Source organism: Paenibacillus hebaui (genome assembly GCF_051934385.1).
In the GTDB taxonomy this organism is placed as follows: Bacteria; Bacillota; Bacilli; order Paenibacillales; family Paenibacillaceae; genus Paenibacillus.
Genome location: NZ_CP196836.1, coordinates 203,381 through 219,366 on the forward strand (window position 1 = coordinate 203,381; position 15,986 = coordinate 219,366).

The 15,986-nt window shown below is 42.2% G+C and carries 14 protein-coding genes and 1 other RNA gene; 13 read left to right on the forward strand and 2 right to left on the reverse strand.

Annotation, left to right across the window (positions count from 1 at the left end; genetic code table 11):
- The first annotated feature begins 13 nt into the window (after nucleotides 1-13).
- The 12 genes from ssrA to ACR32F_RS01030 all read left to right on the forward strand — a co-directional run bounded on the left by ssrA (nucleotide 14) and on the right by ACR32F_RS01030 (nucleotide 13,343).
- Nucleotides 14-376, forward strand: a transfer-messenger RNA (tmRNA) gene (ssrA, locus tag ACR32F_RS00975).
- A 262-nt stretch (nucleotides 377-638) separates the two neighbouring features.
- Nucleotides 639-1,199 carry a hypothetical protein gene (locus ACR32F_RS00980; RefSeq protein WP_440115322.1) on the forward strand — a complete coding sequence of 187 codons (561 nt, stop codon included), beginning with the start codon at nucleotides 639-641 and terminating at the stop codon, nucleotides 1,197-1,199.
- Nucleotides 1,200-1,750: 551 nt separating this feature from the next.
- Nucleotides 1,751-2,245, forward strand: a complete 495-nt coding sequence (locus tag ACR32F_RS00985) for a hypothetical protein (protein ID WP_440115324.1) — start codon at nucleotides 1,751-1,753, stop codon at nucleotides 2,243-2,245.
- A gap of 217 nt (nucleotides 2,246-2,462) precedes the next feature.
- Nucleotides 2,463-2,660: a hypothetical protein gene (locus tag ACR32F_RS00990; protein ID WP_440115326.1), complete on the forward strand. Its 198-nt coding sequence runs from the start codon at nucleotides 2,463-2,465 to the stop codon at nucleotides 2,658-2,660.
- Complete coding sequence (locus ACR32F_RS00995) at nucleotides 2,653-3,186, forward strand: zeta toxin family protein (RefSeq protein ID WP_440115328.1); 534 nt, start codon at nucleotides 2,653-2,655, stop codon at nucleotides 3,184-3,186. The genes ACR32F_RS00990 and ACR32F_RS00995 overlap by 8 nt, the downstream gene beginning before the upstream one ends.
- Nucleotides 3,187-3,758: 572 nt before the next feature.
- Nucleotides 3,759-7,460 carry an S-layer homology domain-containing protein gene (locus tag ACR32F_RS01000; protein ID WP_440115330.1) on the forward strand — a complete coding sequence of 1,234 codons (3,702 nt, stop codon included), beginning with the start codon at nucleotides 3,759-3,761 and terminating at the stop codon, nucleotides 7,458-7,460.
- Nucleotides 7,461-8,219: 759 nt separating this feature from the next.
- Entirely contained in the window at nucleotides 8,220-8,432 is a 213-nt protein-coding gene (locus ACR32F_RS01005) for a hypothetical protein (protein WP_440115332.1), read from the forward strand.
- Nucleotides 8,383-9,021 (forward strand): methyl-accepting chemotaxis protein, encoded by a 639-nt coding sequence (locus ACR32F_RS01010; protein ID WP_440115334.1) that lies wholly within the window; start codon nucleotides 8,383-8,385, stop codon nucleotides 9,019-9,021. The genes ACR32F_RS01005 and ACR32F_RS01010 overlap by 50 nt, the downstream gene beginning before the upstream one ends.
- A 229-nt stretch (nucleotides 9,022-9,250) precedes the next feature.
- A complete protein-coding gene (locus tag ACR32F_RS01015) occupies nucleotides 9,251-9,877 on the forward strand; it encodes a polysaccharide deacetylase family protein (protein WP_440115336.1) in 627 nt (208 codons plus the stop codon).
- Nucleotides 9,878-10,131: 254 nt separating this feature from the next.
- On the forward strand, nucleotides 10,132-11,385 hold the full coding sequence (locus tag ACR32F_RS01020; protein WP_440115338.1) for a mechanosensitive ion channel family protein: 1,254 nt from the start codon (nucleotides 10,132-10,134) through the stop codon (nucleotides 11,383-11,385).
- Between the two features lie 266 nt (nucleotides 11,386-11,651).
- Nucleotides 11,652-12,899: a macrolide family glycosyltransferase gene (locus tag ACR32F_RS01025; RefSeq protein ID WP_440115340.1), complete on the forward strand. Its 1,248-nt coding sequence runs from the start codon at nucleotides 11,652-11,654 to the stop codon at nucleotides 12,897-12,899.
- A 63-nt stretch (nucleotides 12,900-12,962) separates the two neighbouring features.
- Nucleotides 12,963-13,343 carry an aldo/keto reductase gene (locus ACR32F_RS01030; protein ID WP_440119632.1) on the forward strand — a complete coding sequence of 127 codons (381 nt, stop codon included), beginning with the start codon at nucleotides 12,963-12,965 and terminating at the stop codon, nucleotides 13,341-13,343.
- 266 nt (nucleotides 13,344-13,609) lie between these two features.
- Here ACR32F_RS01030 and ACR32F_RS01035 read toward each other — a convergent pair whose 3' ends face one another.
- Both ACR32F_RS01035 and ACR32F_RS01040 read right to left on the reverse strand, forming a co-directional pair.
- Nucleotides 13,610-13,972 carry a nuclear transport factor 2 family protein gene (locus tag ACR32F_RS01035; protein ID WP_440115342.1) on the reverse strand — a complete coding sequence of 121 codons (363 nt, stop codon included), beginning with the start codon at nucleotides 13,970-13,972 and terminating at the stop codon, nucleotides 13,610-13,612.
- A 29-nt stretch (nucleotides 13,973-14,001) separates the two neighbouring features.
- Entirely contained in the window at nucleotides 14,002-14,796 is a 795-nt protein-coding gene (locus ACR32F_RS01040) for an SDR family oxidoreductase (protein ID WP_440115344.1), read from the reverse strand.
- 176 nt (nucleotides 14,797-14,972) lie between these two features.
- On the opposite strand from ACR32F_RS01040, the gene ACR32F_RS01045 reads away from it, so the two are divergent.
- A complete protein-coding gene (locus tag ACR32F_RS01045) occupies nucleotides 14,973-15,878 on the forward strand; it encodes a LysR family transcriptional regulator (protein WP_440115346.1) in 906 nt (301 codons plus the stop codon).
- Nucleotides 15,879-15,986: the final 108 nt, after the last annotated feature.

Genomic DNA, 15,986 nt, shown 5'->3' on the forward strand with positions numbered 1-15,986 from the left:
CCTTCTTATATGAGGGGGCGTTTATGGATTCGACGGGGGTAGTTCGAGCATGGGTAGCGGGTAGTGGGGACGCGTCCGCTTTATCAACGCTAAAGCCTATTAAACGGCAAACAACAAACAAACTACGCTTTCGCAGCCTAAGAAACTGTGTGCGTGCTTCTACCCTGCATCGCCCATGTGACAGGGATAGGGGCTAACTAGTAGTGGGATACGCTGTCACATCTCCGCCTGGGGTGTGCTGAAGAAGACAATCAGGCTGACCCAACGTATAGCCGGTTACGGGGCGATACTCGGGTGACATCAAAACTGTGACTACACCCGTAGAAGCTTATGTGCCGTTATCTTCGGACAGGGGTTCGACTCCCCTCGCCTCCAAGATGGTACTTAACGAGTAAGTACTATGTTGAAGGCGTTTAGGTAAAATCTTCAAGTGAAAAAGAATCAGGTAGCTGAAACATCAGCAATCTGATTCTTTTTTTATAATGTTCTAATTCAAAATAGATAGTTTTTTTAGGAGGAGATGTCTTGAAGAAAAGTTTTAGGGAATACTCTTTTGAGGATTTACTTTTTAAGCTGAGTTTTTATCAGACATTAGAACTAGATGTTAATAGTTACACTCCTAAGACAAGAAAAATTCCATGGGAAATTATAATGAGATTGAAATTGATGTACATGAAACTCATTACTCAGAAGATTTTCAATATCTCATTGATTTTCTGAAATGGGAAAGTAAGTTTTATAAGTACTGCCCTTACTGTAAGCGAGAGAACCCAGTACAACCCTCGCAATTTGAATTGGAAGAAGAACTAGCAGAAAGCCTGTTAGAATCTTTGCAAGATGATGAAATAGAATATCTTGACTCAAAAGTTAACATGCCAGATATAACAATGGCTATTAGACTAAATTTATTATTAAAAGATAAGACACTCACTAAGATTGTAAAATGCTCATTTAACCCGGATCATGAATTCATGTTTATTTACCAATTGAATGATAATAAAGATAAGAACTTGCATGAATTTAAAAAGATTGGTCAAATTCCTTCCATGAGTGATTTTGTAAGGCCGCAAATAGATAGACACAGGAATTTGATGAAAAAATTAGGCTGCTATGATGACTTTGTAAAAGCCTCATATATGAATGCCAGCGTTACGGCAATCGCAGCTTATACATATCTGAGGAGAGTGAGGCTATTTTGATTGTATTTAAGGAAATGCAAGATAAGATCGACGAAAAAGAGAATAAAGTAAAAATTCAAAATACTCTTAATAAATTCAATTCTGAAATAAAAAACTTAAGTTAAACCAATTTACTATCAGAAATAATTAACTCCATATAGAGTGCGTAATTATACGCGTCGAATTTTTATGCGTGCAAATATGCGTGTTATTATGAACGGTAGAGTGGGGGAGTAATAGAATTAATCTCTCCCATGAATGCTGTTATGATGGTACCTGGTCAAAGCGACTGGGTATTTTTTTATTAGGCTGGGAGTGCGAGGCGGAAAAACCTAAACTTCCTAAGGCTCTGCCGCAAGTGCAACCAACTGATTTAAGCTATTGGACTGAATATTAGGAAAAACAAAAATTATTACTGAACTTTAATCGCCTGTGGTAAGTTTTTCTCAATAGTTGAGTTTTAATCCTATAATTTTATCCAAAAGGAATATTTAATATTTTGTTTACAAATTAAGCTAAAGATGTTAACCTAAATATTGTAAAATAAATTACATAATTTAGGGGCAATTAAAATGAAGAAAACTATGACTACATTAGCTTCCGCAGTTCTGCTTGGTGCGATTGCTGTATCAGCAGTATCGGCACAAACAAGCGAAACGGTGGATGTTACAACTCCGCCAGTTATCCAGAATGATCAAGTGGGAGAAAATAACCCTGGACCAGATATCACTCTTTTTAACATAGGGAATAATTGGGCTCAAAATGTGAACGGTAACAAAATGACTTCTAGCCAGTTTTATGTACCTGCTACCTTTGGACATGTTAAATTGTATTTTAATAATAAAGGAACGAGCGATACAATTATTTCGGTAACCCATTCTAGTGGCAAGGTTTATTTTACTAAAACTGTAAAAGAAGGAAAGGATTTCACTTGGAGAAGCATCTATGATTTCCCGCAAGGGGTACGTGGTGGAGACTTTACCGTTAGTTACCGTTCTTCTTCCGGTAATGTAAATGTGGATATTGCTGGGTTTGCTTCTGATAATGTTGAAGAAGTAAAAGGATGAACGTAACATTGTTTTGAGTAGCTTGATTCAAAGAAAATGATCGATTAACCGATCATTTTCTTTTTTTTGACCATAGTAAATGGCCAGAAATATTAAGTACCAAGTAGGGTGCGATGCCCCTCGCCTCCATTAGAGCAAAAACCATCAACCAGTGTTCTGGTTGGTGGTTTTTCAGTTTATGATACAATTCGCATAAGTTTAGATTGGGGGACTCAAGATGTTTGAAAATCGAGAACAGCTCCAAGAAATTTTAAAAAAAGCAAATCAACATGCACGGAAGCAAGCTAAAGAATCTGGTGCCTCTATTTATTATATAAAGAATAACAAACGCGTTCGTGAAGATGCTAAAGGTAATAAATTCGAAATTATTTTCGATGCTGCTGGGAAACGCCAGGAGTTTGAGTATCATGAGTGAAACTAAACCAGTCATGACTGTGTTTGCTGGAACCAATGGAGCAGGGAAAAGTACACTCAGCATGCAAATGAGAGAGTGGCTTGGTGAACTGGTTGATCCTGATCAGATTGCAAGGGAGTTGAAGCCAGAGGATCCACGTAGTGCTGACCTGTCTGCTGGAAGGGAAGCTGTGAAAAGAATCCGATCTCTCATAAAAAGTGGTAAAAACTTCGCTATTGAAACGACATTATCTGGATCGTTTGTTTTGAAACACATGCAAATTGCAAAAGAAAACAGTTACGAAATTGTCGTATACTATATTGGCCTTGAGAACGTTCAAATACATATTGATTGTGTTGAACAAGGTGGACATTGGATTGCAGAAGAGGACATTCGTTATCGATATGGTCAGTCATTGAAGAACCTTAGACCAGCTCTAGCCATCGCAGATCAGGTTATCATCTTTGATAATACATACGAGCCTTTAATTGTTACGGAAATCATACAGGGTAATTTGATCTATTGTGTTGAGTCAATACCTGCTTGAGCTAATCCTGTTCTTGCTGGATACTAATACTCGGATGACATCAAAACTGTGACTACACCCGTAGAAGCTTATGTGTCGTTATCTTCGGACAGGGGTTCGCCTCCCCCTCGCCTCCACCATATAAATCCACAACCGCAAGAGGTTGTGGATTTTTTGCATTTTCAAAGTAAGAGTTCCACATGCTCATTGAAGCTTGCAAGGAGCTGCCGTAAACCTGCCTCTGTGACGCGTGCATTTTGCTTTATCGATTTGGCTAACCGTTTTTTTCTCAGGTTATTCACCAAGAAAGCAACTGTACCAATTGGGTAATGGCATGTTCGTTGAAAACTTTCTGGTTAAGTTGGGTTATGACGCAGCTTGTATTCTCTGCGTAGCTTCGCATTGACACATTGCTGAGTGCGATATCACGATTGTAACAGTGGCAGGTGACGCCCACCATGGGAAGTCCGACTCCTACATGTTAAGATTCTGCTTATTGAAAAGATCCTTAATAGTAATGGTGTATTAATTTTACATTGAATTGTTATAGTACTCTTAGAATGATAATTTCACTAAGGAGTGAAGGAAAAGTAATGAAAGCAAAAGTATTACAAAAGACAGTAGTGATTGCATCAATGGTAACGTTGCTAGGAGGAACTCTGCATACAGGTATTGGTCAAAATAATTATATCTATGCAGCAGATGAAACTGCGTCATCCGTCATGGTTGAAGATTTTGAAGATGGAATCTCAGATGTGAAATTGAATCCTAAACGTATGTATGATGCGACGCTGCACTTGGAAGACAACAAGAAGCATGTAAGAAATGGACAATACTCGGCTAGAATTGATTACGATATGATTGGTATCGTAGATAACCCCTCTCAAATTGAAGTAGGGTATAAAACAGGGAATATCCCAGTAACAGGTTACCCTACTAAAGTAGGCATGTGGGTTTATGGGAACAAGGAAGGGCATTTGCTAACGACAAAATTTAGAGATAAAGGCGGATCTTCTTTCCAGGCTGAATTTTATAATGAAAATCAAATCGGTATAGACTGGTCTGGTTGGAAATATATCGAGGCGGATGTTCCGCAGGGTAAACAAGGACCGTTTGTCCTTGAATTGTTTCTCCAATTGAAACAATCGAATATGAGCAAAAAAAATAAGGGCTCTATTTGGGTAGATGATATTACCTTCATCTATGAGGAAATGAATGAGGATAAAGACGTACCAAACATTAAACCTATAGCCCCTGTTGAGAATGAAGCATTAAACGCTCCGCTTGATGAATTAAAGGTTGAGCTGACCGATAACGGATCAGGTTTGGATTTGGATACATTATCTGTTCTTCTGGATGGAACGGATATTACGAATGAAGTGCACTATTCTCCAGATACAAATGTATTAACCTATCCAGGGAAATATGTGGGTGGCGGTTACCATGAGCTTGTTATTGAAGTGAGGGATAAGGTTGGTAACCCGGCAGGGAAAACATACAATTTTACAATGAATGCAGGAGAACGTTTGTTCATGACTGCTGGCAAAGAAGCAGTAAGCAATGAAATCTACTCTGTTCAAGTCAGCATCAAAGATTACTTGAATGCAGAAGGGGCAAAATTCGCACTAAATTATGATGCAAACACCCTTCAAGTTGAAAGTATTACTCCAGCGGCTGGAGTTGTCCTAACCTCAGATATTGATAATGAGCACGGAATTGTTCAGGTAGCACTTGATAAGGTAACAGCAGCAGCTCATGATGTCGTTACTGTTAACTTCAGAGTGAGCTCTCATGCCTTGTTAGAGCGCGGTGAAGAGTACAAAACTATTACTATGAGTAATTCGAGTCTTACAGCGGGCGATGTTCAGACAAGCTCACCGGTGGCTGCACCTATTCACTATACAATCGCATTTCCATATCAGCTGGAAATGACGGGAGTTGGTTTGGGCACGTCTTCTACATTTACAGTGTTAGACCGAGAGGGCAAACCGTATGAAGGTGCGGATATTGTATTCACCGGATTATTAAAGCAAAGCTCAGTAGTTACAGTTAAAACTGTAACGTCTAATGTATATGAGGATGATGATATGTCTTCTAATGTATTAATGGTTGCAAATGCTGGTGAACGTTACTACGCTTCAGCAGAAGCTGAGGATGGATTATTCGAGGTTATTCTCGCAGATGGCCAAACAACGGGCTATATCTCTGAAGCTGATGTTAGCAGTCAGTTATTGAACAGCAGCGTTGGTAAAACAGATGCTAAAGGACAATTAACGACAGACCTAACTACATTGGCACTAGGAACCTATCAGGTTCAAGCTGTCAACGGTGATCAGAACAGCAAGGTTGTCCATTATGAAGTCGTGGAGCAATACGGTACGGATGAAGCTCAATATGTTCAAACCTATGTGGCAGAAGATATGTCTTCACAACTGAGCGCTGCCTGGCAAACAAATCCGGACCAAACCTTTACTTATCTTCAATACATCGAAGCAAGTGAATGGGGAACAGGAGAAAGCCCTGATGTCAATCATGTAAAACAGCATCAAGCTGAGAGTGAGCTCCAAGTGGTTAGTATGAAGGAAAATGGAACGAAGGGTGAAATCCGGTTTCATAATGCTCTGATTGAAGGCTTGAAAGCAGATACCACTTACAAATATCGTGTAGGCTATGAGGGCAATTGGTCGGAGTGGCATGAATATTCTACTGTAGATCAGAACAAATCAACACCGACCTCATTCTTGTTTATTACGGATTCTCATACGAATCAATTACAAGGACAACAAATCTATCAAGAATTAATGACTAACGCTATGACACAATATCCATCTACCCAGTTTATTATGCATGGTGGAGATATGGTTGATGCAGGTGGCGCATTTGAAGAATGGCAAAAGTTCTGGCAAGCTTCGTCGGTCTATGCAACAACAATTCCAACTGCTCTAACATTGGGTAATCATGATGTGAAGAGTGAAGGGAAAGATGTATTTACCAAAGGTGCGAATTTCCCAGAGAACGGGCCGGAATCCCAAATGCAATATGCTTACTCTTATGAGGTCGATGATACTCATTTTGTCGTATTGAACTCAGAAGGTACAGAGGAGCAAATGATTGATCAAGCAGCATGGCTGAAGGAAGACTTGGATCAGAATGATAAAAAATGGACTATTGCTATGTTCCACCGTCCTGCCTACCATACAGAAAATGGCCGGGAATCCCTTGTTGAGTATACACGAACGTATTTTGCACCTATATTAGAAGAGAAAAAAGTTGATTTGATCTTGGTTGGTCATGATCATGTGTATGCGCGCACCTATCCAATGCTGGATGGAAAGCCCAATAAAGCTACAAATAAGGGTACTGTATATCTGGATGGTGGAGCTTCGGGCTGGAAATTCTATGATGGCACTAAATATAATTATTTGAATTTTATCTTTGATGAAGACGTTCCCGTATATTCCGCTATTGAAATTAGCGAGGATAAGATTCATGTGGAAGCACGTACGAGTGAGGGTAAAATGATCGATGAGTTTTCTGTCGTGAAAACAACAGAAATCGAGCCGCCGACACCGACACCGACACCAACGCCGACGCCAACGCCGACACCGACACCGACACCAACGCCGACGCCAACACCGACACCAACGCCGACGCCAACACCAACGCCGACGCCAACACCAACACCAACGCCTTCGAGGCCTGTCTTCAACGATAAGGTAGATGTAGACGCAGTTAAGGCTATCGTGGAAAAAGAGAAATCTGCTCCCGCTGTAAGCTTTACGGACGTTCCAGCATCTTTGTGGAGTGCTTCCGTAGTGGAACGTGCCGCTAAGATGGGCATTGTAAAGGGTTATCGTGATGGTTCTTACCGTCCCAATGAAAAGGTAACTCGCGCCGAGTTCGCCACGATGCTTGCAAAAGCTTTTGGTCTAACGGATTCAAGCCGTTCTTCCTTCTCTGACACGCAAGGGCATTGGGCTTCAGAAGCGATTGCAGCATTACAGTCTAAAGGGATAATCAAGGGTTATGGTGATGGTTCTTTCCATCCTAATCAAGAGATCTCCCGCGCTGAGATCGTTGCCATGCTTGCTCGGCTGACGAACTACGTTCCCAGCGCATCCAATCCATTTTCGGATGTAGTTACGAACTGGGCTTCTGAACAAATCAATGCTTTCGCGAATGCAGGTATCGTAAGTGGTAAAGGCAACGGATTGTTCAAACCGAATGATTCTGCTTCCCGTGCTGAGTCAGTTGCGATGATTATTCGCTTGTTGGATAAACTGCTTGCACCATAAGTGAGATTTTAAGAAGAAGTATAAATAGGCGGACAGTCAACGGTGACCCGAAAGATGAACTCCAAAAGGGATCACTTTCGGGTAGTGAAATACCTACGGACTTGAGCAAGCCCGACCAGGTAGAAATTGCGGCGAATTGTGGTTTTGCATAGCCACGGTTTGTCTCCATTAGTATTATCAGAAGAAGCACCTCGAAGGGTGCTTTTTTGTTTGTTCTGATACAAGGAGGTTTGAGAAACCCTACAATTCTGGAGTTTTACCAGCACTATAGGGCATCAGAATTATTTTGTGTGATTTAAGGTGTCGTGGCACAAGAACCAGGACTTACTTCCATTCGCTCATCATTGTTTTTTCGTACATAAACTTGTCATTCATAGTCAGTTGAAGATTTAAATAGATCTTTTTAGTATCTCTATTGATGTAGAGCTTAGAGATATACTTGCTAGCCAAAGCAGTCAACAACTGAGGATTGGGTACTACCTGGTCTTTTTTGTGATTAAATATGTTTCTTCTATTATAAGCGTAAAATACCCATGAGAAATTCTAAGTACCAATGGAAGACGATGTCCCTTTCCTCCAAGTAGTAAGTAGAAATCACCGACCCGTTCGTTCTGGTTGGTGGTTTTTGCTCTAATGCCCAGCTCTTAGTGTAAGCAAGTCAAAAACTCCAAACCTTAAAATTTACAATAGATAACCAGTTTGATAAAATGAGGTTGCGTAACAGGAATTTACTTATCGTGCAGAGCGGGGGACACCAGGATGCATAGCATTGAATCACTTGAAGCTGCGATTGCAATGATCCCAATGTTTAAGGCGGCAGTTCCGGCCGAATTATCGATTGCGATCTGTGATACAGAGAAGTTTTTAGCGTATTGGCCTGGTGAAAATATCGACTTACGTATTGCATCAAGAGGAGCCTTTGATGCAGGCAATTCGAAACAACGTAGCTCTGCGAGCGGAAGTACCTTCTGAATTTTACGGATTCGAATTTATAGGGACGGCTACGCCACTACACGATTCCAGCGGCAAAGTCATCGGTGGTATTGCGATTCAGCTTAGGAAGCAGACGGAACTCATATCCATATCCAATCAAATTTCACTTTCACTATCACAAGCCAATCGTCAGCTCTCGCAAGTGACGGATAGCTCACTTGGGCTGGCTGGGGCTGCTCAGGAGCTTCGGGATCTAGCCTATCAGACAGTAGAACAGGTGAATGAAACGGACAAGGTGTTAGCTATCGTCAGACGAGTAGCGGACCAGACCAATCTACTAGGCATTAATGCGGCGATTGAAGCGGCACATGCTGGGGATCATGGGAGAGGATTCGGCGTTGTAGCCAATGAGATCCGAAAGCTATCCAATGAATCAGTCCATTCCACGGATACGGTTCAGCATACGTTGAAGGCATTTGAAGGGGCTATGGATGACATGCGTCAATCGATTGAACATATAGCGTCTATCGTAGATCAGCAAGCCACGTCGACTCAACAGGTCTTGGCTTACATCGAAGAGATTCATCGTATGTCGGAGCAGCTCAATCAATTTGCAAAGAAATTATGATTAACTCCCCACGTCTCCACCGATATCATCAGAAAAGCGACCATGATCGGTTGCTTTTTTGCGTTTCTCTACACCGTCTGTTCGCAATGGCAATTGATCTGCTTATACTTTAATTTGTTCCGTTCAGGCCCGGAAGCCTACATGCTTAACCGGGCTGGACCAGAGTCTTCGCCCATGGAATAATAAGGGTTAGCATAGCAAGCTGTGATGGAGAGGAGATCGTTGTTTTATGATCAATATATCGTTGATAGAGCAGGTATCCGTCCGGGAAAAGGCCGTGGCCTTCACGTTTGATGATGGTCCGCATCCGGTATACACGCATCAAGTACTTGAGATTTTCCGCCGTGCAGGAGGGCGAGCAACTTTTTTCATGATTGGCAAGGAGATGGAGGCTTACCCGGAGATTGTGGCTGAGGTGCACCGCGAAGGGCATGAGATTGCAAACCATACGTACACACATCCGGATCTAACCAAGCTGATGCTGGAGCAAGCCGGAGAGGAACTGCGACGTGCGGAAGACCTCATACGAGAAGTAACAGGGAAACCAGCGAAGTGTTTCAGACCGCCGTATTTTGGCGTAAATGACGATATCTTGTCCATGGCTGCAGAGCGTGGATACCGAACGATTGGTGCGGTCAACGGCGGTGCGAAGGATTGGGACAATCCTGGTGTTGGTCACATTCTGGAGCATACCCGGTCTACGGTGAAGCCCGGCAGCGTTTTCCTGTTCCATGACGGGTACGGGGAGCGTTTCCAGACGGTGGAGGCTGTTCGTATACTGGTGGAGGAACTGGTCGCGGAAGGGTACCGTCTGGTCACGGTAAGTGAATTATTGGATATTTCTCATGATGTATGACTGAAATAAAGCAGAACGGGGCCCATCATTCTATAGAATGTTAGGGGCCTTTTTCCTTGTAGAGTAAAGTAACAGATAGTATAATAAATGACCTTCGAAGGGCATAGATCACTAATCATAATTGTAGAAAATAGGCAGACCCTTTAACCTTGTTTAAATGTGGAGTATTGGTGGAGAGCGAGCTGCACATTTTGCTTAGCACCCCAATCTACTTTATAATAGTAGGCTAAACTAGATTGCGTTAGGAGGAAACAATGGACTTTATTAAAAATCAACTAGACGGATTGGGCATGAGTGAACCATCCATTGGATATCTTTCGAATATAATCATGGTCATTTTTATAGCGGTGATCTCCATACTAGCCAATTTTATCGCCAAAAAAATCGTACTGAAGACGATTAATCATATCGTCAACAACAACCGGTACAAATGGGGCAATATCATTGTGGAGAAAAAATTGTTCCACAAGCTGTCGCATCTCGTGCCGGCGATCATTATCTATTATTCTGCTTACATTTTTCCATCCTATCAGGCCTTGATTGAGAAGGCTGCCATGACATACATGATTGTTATCATGATTACGGTACTCAACGCGCTGCTCAATGTGTTTGATGACATCTATCGATCATATGAAGTCTCCAAGATCAGACCGATTAAGGGATATATTCAGGTCGCTAAAATTGTCCTGTACATCATTGGGGGCATTATCGTCATCTCAAGCCTCATCGGTCAAAATCCGTTAATTATTCTCAGTGGCCTTGGTGCATTATCGGCTGTGCTGATGCTCGTTTTCAAGGATTCCATCCTGGGCTTGGTGGCAGGCATTCAATTATCATCGAATGACATGGTGCGTGTCGGTGACTGGATTGAAATGCCCAAGTATAATGCCGACGGCGACGTCATTGATATTACATTAAACACGGTAAAGGTTATGAATTTTGATAAAACGATCACGATGCTTCCAAGTTACGCCCTCATCTCGGACTCGTTTAAAAATTGGAGAGGTATGCAAGTATCCGGCGGTAGAAGGATTAAGCGAAGCGTCTATATCGATACTAGCAGCATAAGCTTCTGCACCGAGGACATGATTAGGGAATTTCAGAAAGTCCACTACCTTACCGATTATATCGCGACAAAATTAGATGAAATCAACGCATACAACATGGAACACCACATTAATACAGAAAGCATTGTGAACGGCAGACAGCTTACGAATGTAGGTGTATTCAGAGAATACATCCATCAATATCTGAGGAATCATCCGAAAATTCATAAGGATATGACGTTGATTGTGAGACAGCTAGCGCCGGGAGATAACGGACTGCCTCTCGAAATCTATGCATTCAGCAATGACATCACCTGGGGAGTGTATGAATCAGTTCAGGCGGATATCTTTGATCACATCTTTGCGGTTGCGCCGACATTTGGCCTTCGAGCTTTCCAAAATCCAACGGGTCATGATATCGTTCAACTCAAAGAAAGTAAGGAATTTTCACGGGGATATTGAGATAGGTTATCCAAATTTATTGAAGTTATAGGCATGGAAAAGTTATTCCCTTGCTTCCATGGTCTTGTTTTATTACGAAGAAGCACCCTCTCAGGTGCTTCTTTTTTGTTTAAAAGTGACTATGTACTCTATTGTCAAAAATGTAAATAATGTATAATATATCCACTAGGGTGAAGGTTCCAGCACGATTTTATTTTATATCATTATGAAGATATGGGTATTATATCTCGCTCTGATGATTGGAAAATTTAATGGAGGTGAGTGTCGTGGCACGTGTATTAGTTGTGATGATACCTGCAGAAGGCCATATCAATCCGTCGCTCGGATTAATCAAGGAACTGGTAGAGAACGGTGATGAAGTCGTCTATTGTTGTACCGAAAAATACCGGACGAAGATTGAAGCGATAGGCGCACAATTTAAAGCATACTCCTTCAACGAGGCAACTCTGCTCAACAACCCTGGTATGAAGCCATTTGAACTCAAACATCCTTACCAATTTTTATATATGATGTTGAAAAAAATTATTCAACGTTTTATTCCGGATGTCATGAATCTGGTCGAAAATGATGAAACCTACGATTATTTAATTTTTGACTCCATAATAGGCTGGGGAGGACAAATTTTAGGAGAGAAGCTAGGAATACCAACGGTATGCTCAACCAGCACCTTTGTTTTCGTGGAGCCTCTTGGATCAGACAATCAACTGAAGGATGACTCGGAGGAGGTGAAGGAGCTATATAACGGCATCATGGAAATGTCCCAGCAAGTAGCTTCCCGGTTCAATGTGGTTGCGCCTTCCCTAGCGGAACTTTCAGGGCCTCCAGGGCAACTGAAAATTGTCTATACAAGCCGTTATTTTCAACCCATGGGGGAGAAGCTGGATGACAGCTTTGTGTTCACCGGCCCATCTATTATACCCCGCAAGGATGCGCCAGCCTTTGCAAACGAATCTCTGCATGCTCTTTATAAACAGGCGGTTTATATTTCGATGGGAACCATTTTAAATAAAGATCTAGATTTTTATAAGCTTTGCTTTATAGCCTTTCGTGATTTGCCTGTGCAGTTTATATTGTCTTCTGGGAAGGATACCGATATAGAGCCCATTGCTGATCTCATTCCTGACAATTTCATCATAAGACCCTATGTTCCTCAACTGGAAGTGTTGCAGGGTGTAGATGCTTTTCTGACACATGCAGGCATGAACAGTACAAGCGAAGCTTTGTATTACAATGTACCGTTGATCATGCTCCCGTTAACCTCGGATCAGCCGCGTGTAGCAAGCCGGGTGCAGGAGCTGGGAGCAGGGGTAATCGTGGATAAAAATAACCTTACGTCCGATGTACTGAAATCCGCTGTATTAGAGGTGCTCGGCAATGTCTCCTACAGGGAACATGCAGAGGTTATTGGGAAAACGCTACGTGACGCTGGTGGGTACAAACAGGCTGCTAGGGCTATTAAGAACTTCATAGGCAATCAGCCATTATCGGCCAAGACCATCTCTTCACTTGAATGAAGAGGCGACTTTCCTCTATAGAGAGGTTGACTTACCGGGTGAACAGAGCGGAGGGCTGAAGGGATCAGCGACAGTGGTGTCGAATTGATTCAAGCGCTTGTGAGTGACCGTCTGATTAAAGAGACAGGGGTAGCCCCGAGCCTGAATCAGATCGAGCTGCATCCGTTTTTTGACCAAGAAGACCAGCGGAAACAGGATGCACAGCATGGGATTGTGAACGAGTCCTGGAGTCCAATCGGACGTGGGAAGGATGTTGTACAGGATATCGTAAAAGATGAACAGATCCTCCGCATTGCAAAAGTTCATGGAAAAACGAGCACCCAGATTATTTTGAACTGGCATACCCAGCTTGGCTCAATTCCTATTCCTAAAGCAAGCTCCCTTCAACACCAACAAGAAAATATCAATATTTTTGATTTCGAGTTGAGTGAGAAGGAGATGTAGGTCATCTCTTCTTATAATCGTGAGAATGGACGGTTGTGGGGGCAGGACCCAAGCGAGTACGAAGAGTTTTAAGAAACGGATTTTCTTCCAATTGATTTGACCCAAACGAAGGGGCTGTCCCAAAAGTCATGAGCATGACATGACGGGGGACGCCCCTTGTTAGCGATATTTTGGTTCTTTCCATCCTAATCAAGAGATCTCCCGAACCGGAAAGCGGCTGGAGCTAGAGTATCATGAGTGATCAACAGCTTGTCCGATTGTTTTCTCTAATCTCGTTTGTAATCGTTTAGAAAAATGGATAAGCTCCCAATTTTATCATCTACAATACGGAAATGATAATCGAGCAATAACGGATCGGGTAGACCTGTTTTGTCGTAAGTTCCTTCCACTTTGCATGTTACAACAACCTCATCGTTATTTTCTTTTACTGTTTTAGGCTCTAACGTTACGTTTGCTCCAAAATGATATTGATCACTCCATTGTTTAATCTCTTTTTTCCCAATCCGCTTTTTTCCTTCATCCAACACAACGGCATCTTCTGAAAAGCAATTTACAAATGCTTCCGGATTGGGCTGATTCGATGCATCAATATATTTACGGATCACAGTAGGAATTTGAACGATTTCCATTGTTTCTCCCCCTTAGTTAGTTTGAATAATTAAACGGTAGGAATGGTTCCGCCATCAATGACATATTCGCTTCCTGTTATGGATGCTGCACGGTCAGAAACCAGAAATGCAACCAACTCAGCGACTTCTTCAGGAAATCCTGGCCGGCCAATTGGAATACCTCCGAGCGAATCCATAAGCTGCTGGAGCGCACTTTCTCTGCTTCCTGTTGCAGTTGCCATCCGGTCAATTAACGCATCTGCTGCCTCAGTCTGAATAAAACCAGGAGACAATGAATTAACCCGAATGCCACGGGGAGAAAATTCATTAGACAGCCCTTTGCTGTAATTCGCGAGAGCAGCTTTAGCCGCTGCATAAGCTAATGTCGTTTCATAAAGAGGCAATCTTCTTTGAATTGAGGTGAAATGAAGAATAACACCTGATTTATTGTCCAACATTAATGGAATAAGGCCGCGATCAAGCCGAACTGCGGCGAGAAGATTCCAATTTAACGCCTGTAGCCAATCTTCATCACTAAGTACAAGTGCTCCTCCTGGTGGAGTAGATGAGCCGCCTACACAATGGACAATAATATCGATACCGCCAAGTTGTTCTTTCACCGCTGCAATCACTTGCTGAACCCCTTCAGGTGACGCAAGATCTGCTTGAACAAATTTAACCGAATTTGGCAAGTCAGCAGATACGGAACGGGCGGTTGCCAGAACTGTGGCTCCGCTGTCTGCCAGTCTATTTACAACAGCTCGTCCCATTCCTTTTGTTCCGCCCGTTACAAGCACCTTCTTGCCTTTAAATTCTGTTGCCGAGTACTCAAATGTTCTATTCATATCTATTCCTCCTTATAGTGAATAACTGAATCTGCCTGTTCAGCGCTCAGTCCCTTAAACTTTTAGGCAATGTTCAAGAGGGGCTGGATATAATGTTACACTTGACCCTTTTATAACGTCCAATCTATTATAATAATGAAATTGATGAATAATATTAATGTAAAGAGGGTCATATAATGGAGCTCACACAATTAGAGTATTTTATGACGGTTGCAAGGTTAGAGCACATGACGATGGCTTCGAAGGCACTCGGTATTACTCAGCCGGCGCTCAGTCATGCGATTGCCAAACTTGAGAACGAAATCGGTGCTCCCTTGTTTGAGCGTAATGGGAGAAATGTGGAGCTGAACCGTAATGGCGCTATGTTCTCTAAATGGATCGGCAAAGCACTGCAAAACATTGAAAATGGCGTAAAAGAAATCGAAGAATGGTCTAACCCGGATACGGGGGTCATTACTTTATCCTATCTCAATATCCTTGGCGTTGATTTAATCCCCAATTTAGTCCGAAGCTATCAATTAGAATATCCCAAAGTCCGCTTTGAATTGACACAAGGGAATCTAGGAGATATAGATGCACATTTGGAAGAAGGACGCTCGGATCTTATGATTACATCGAAGGAATCCACTTTAGACAATCATAAATGGATAATTATCCGGCAGGTCCCATTGTATATTGTTGTATCCTCCCAGCATCATTTAGCGGATCGTTCAGCTTTGAGTTTGGCAGAGTTGTCGGGTGAGCCATTCATTGGTTTGAAAAACAACTGCGGATTAAAAGCGACCATTATGTCGCGTTTCCAACATACTGGTTTTGTACTTGATTCGGCATATGAAGCCGAGGACTTAATCACAGTAGCCGGATTTATTAAGTCAAATCTCGGTGTATCTGTCCTGCCTAGGACTATGGGATTGATGTTGGATGAGATGGTGTGGATTCCGATTACCGATGAGGGTTGGCATTGGGAAATAGGCTTGAAGTGGAGAGAGGATCGCCATATTTCTCCGACTGCCAAGCGGTTTATTGCATATATTGAAAAACGGTTGTGGGGACAGGACCCAAACGAGTGCAAAGAGTTTTAGAAATTAATAATGCTGTCTACAAGATTCACTGTAGGTTGGCATCAGAAATATAAAAAAGGCAATCCCCATCAGTAAATTATATCCAACTTACGGAGGAATGGCATCTAT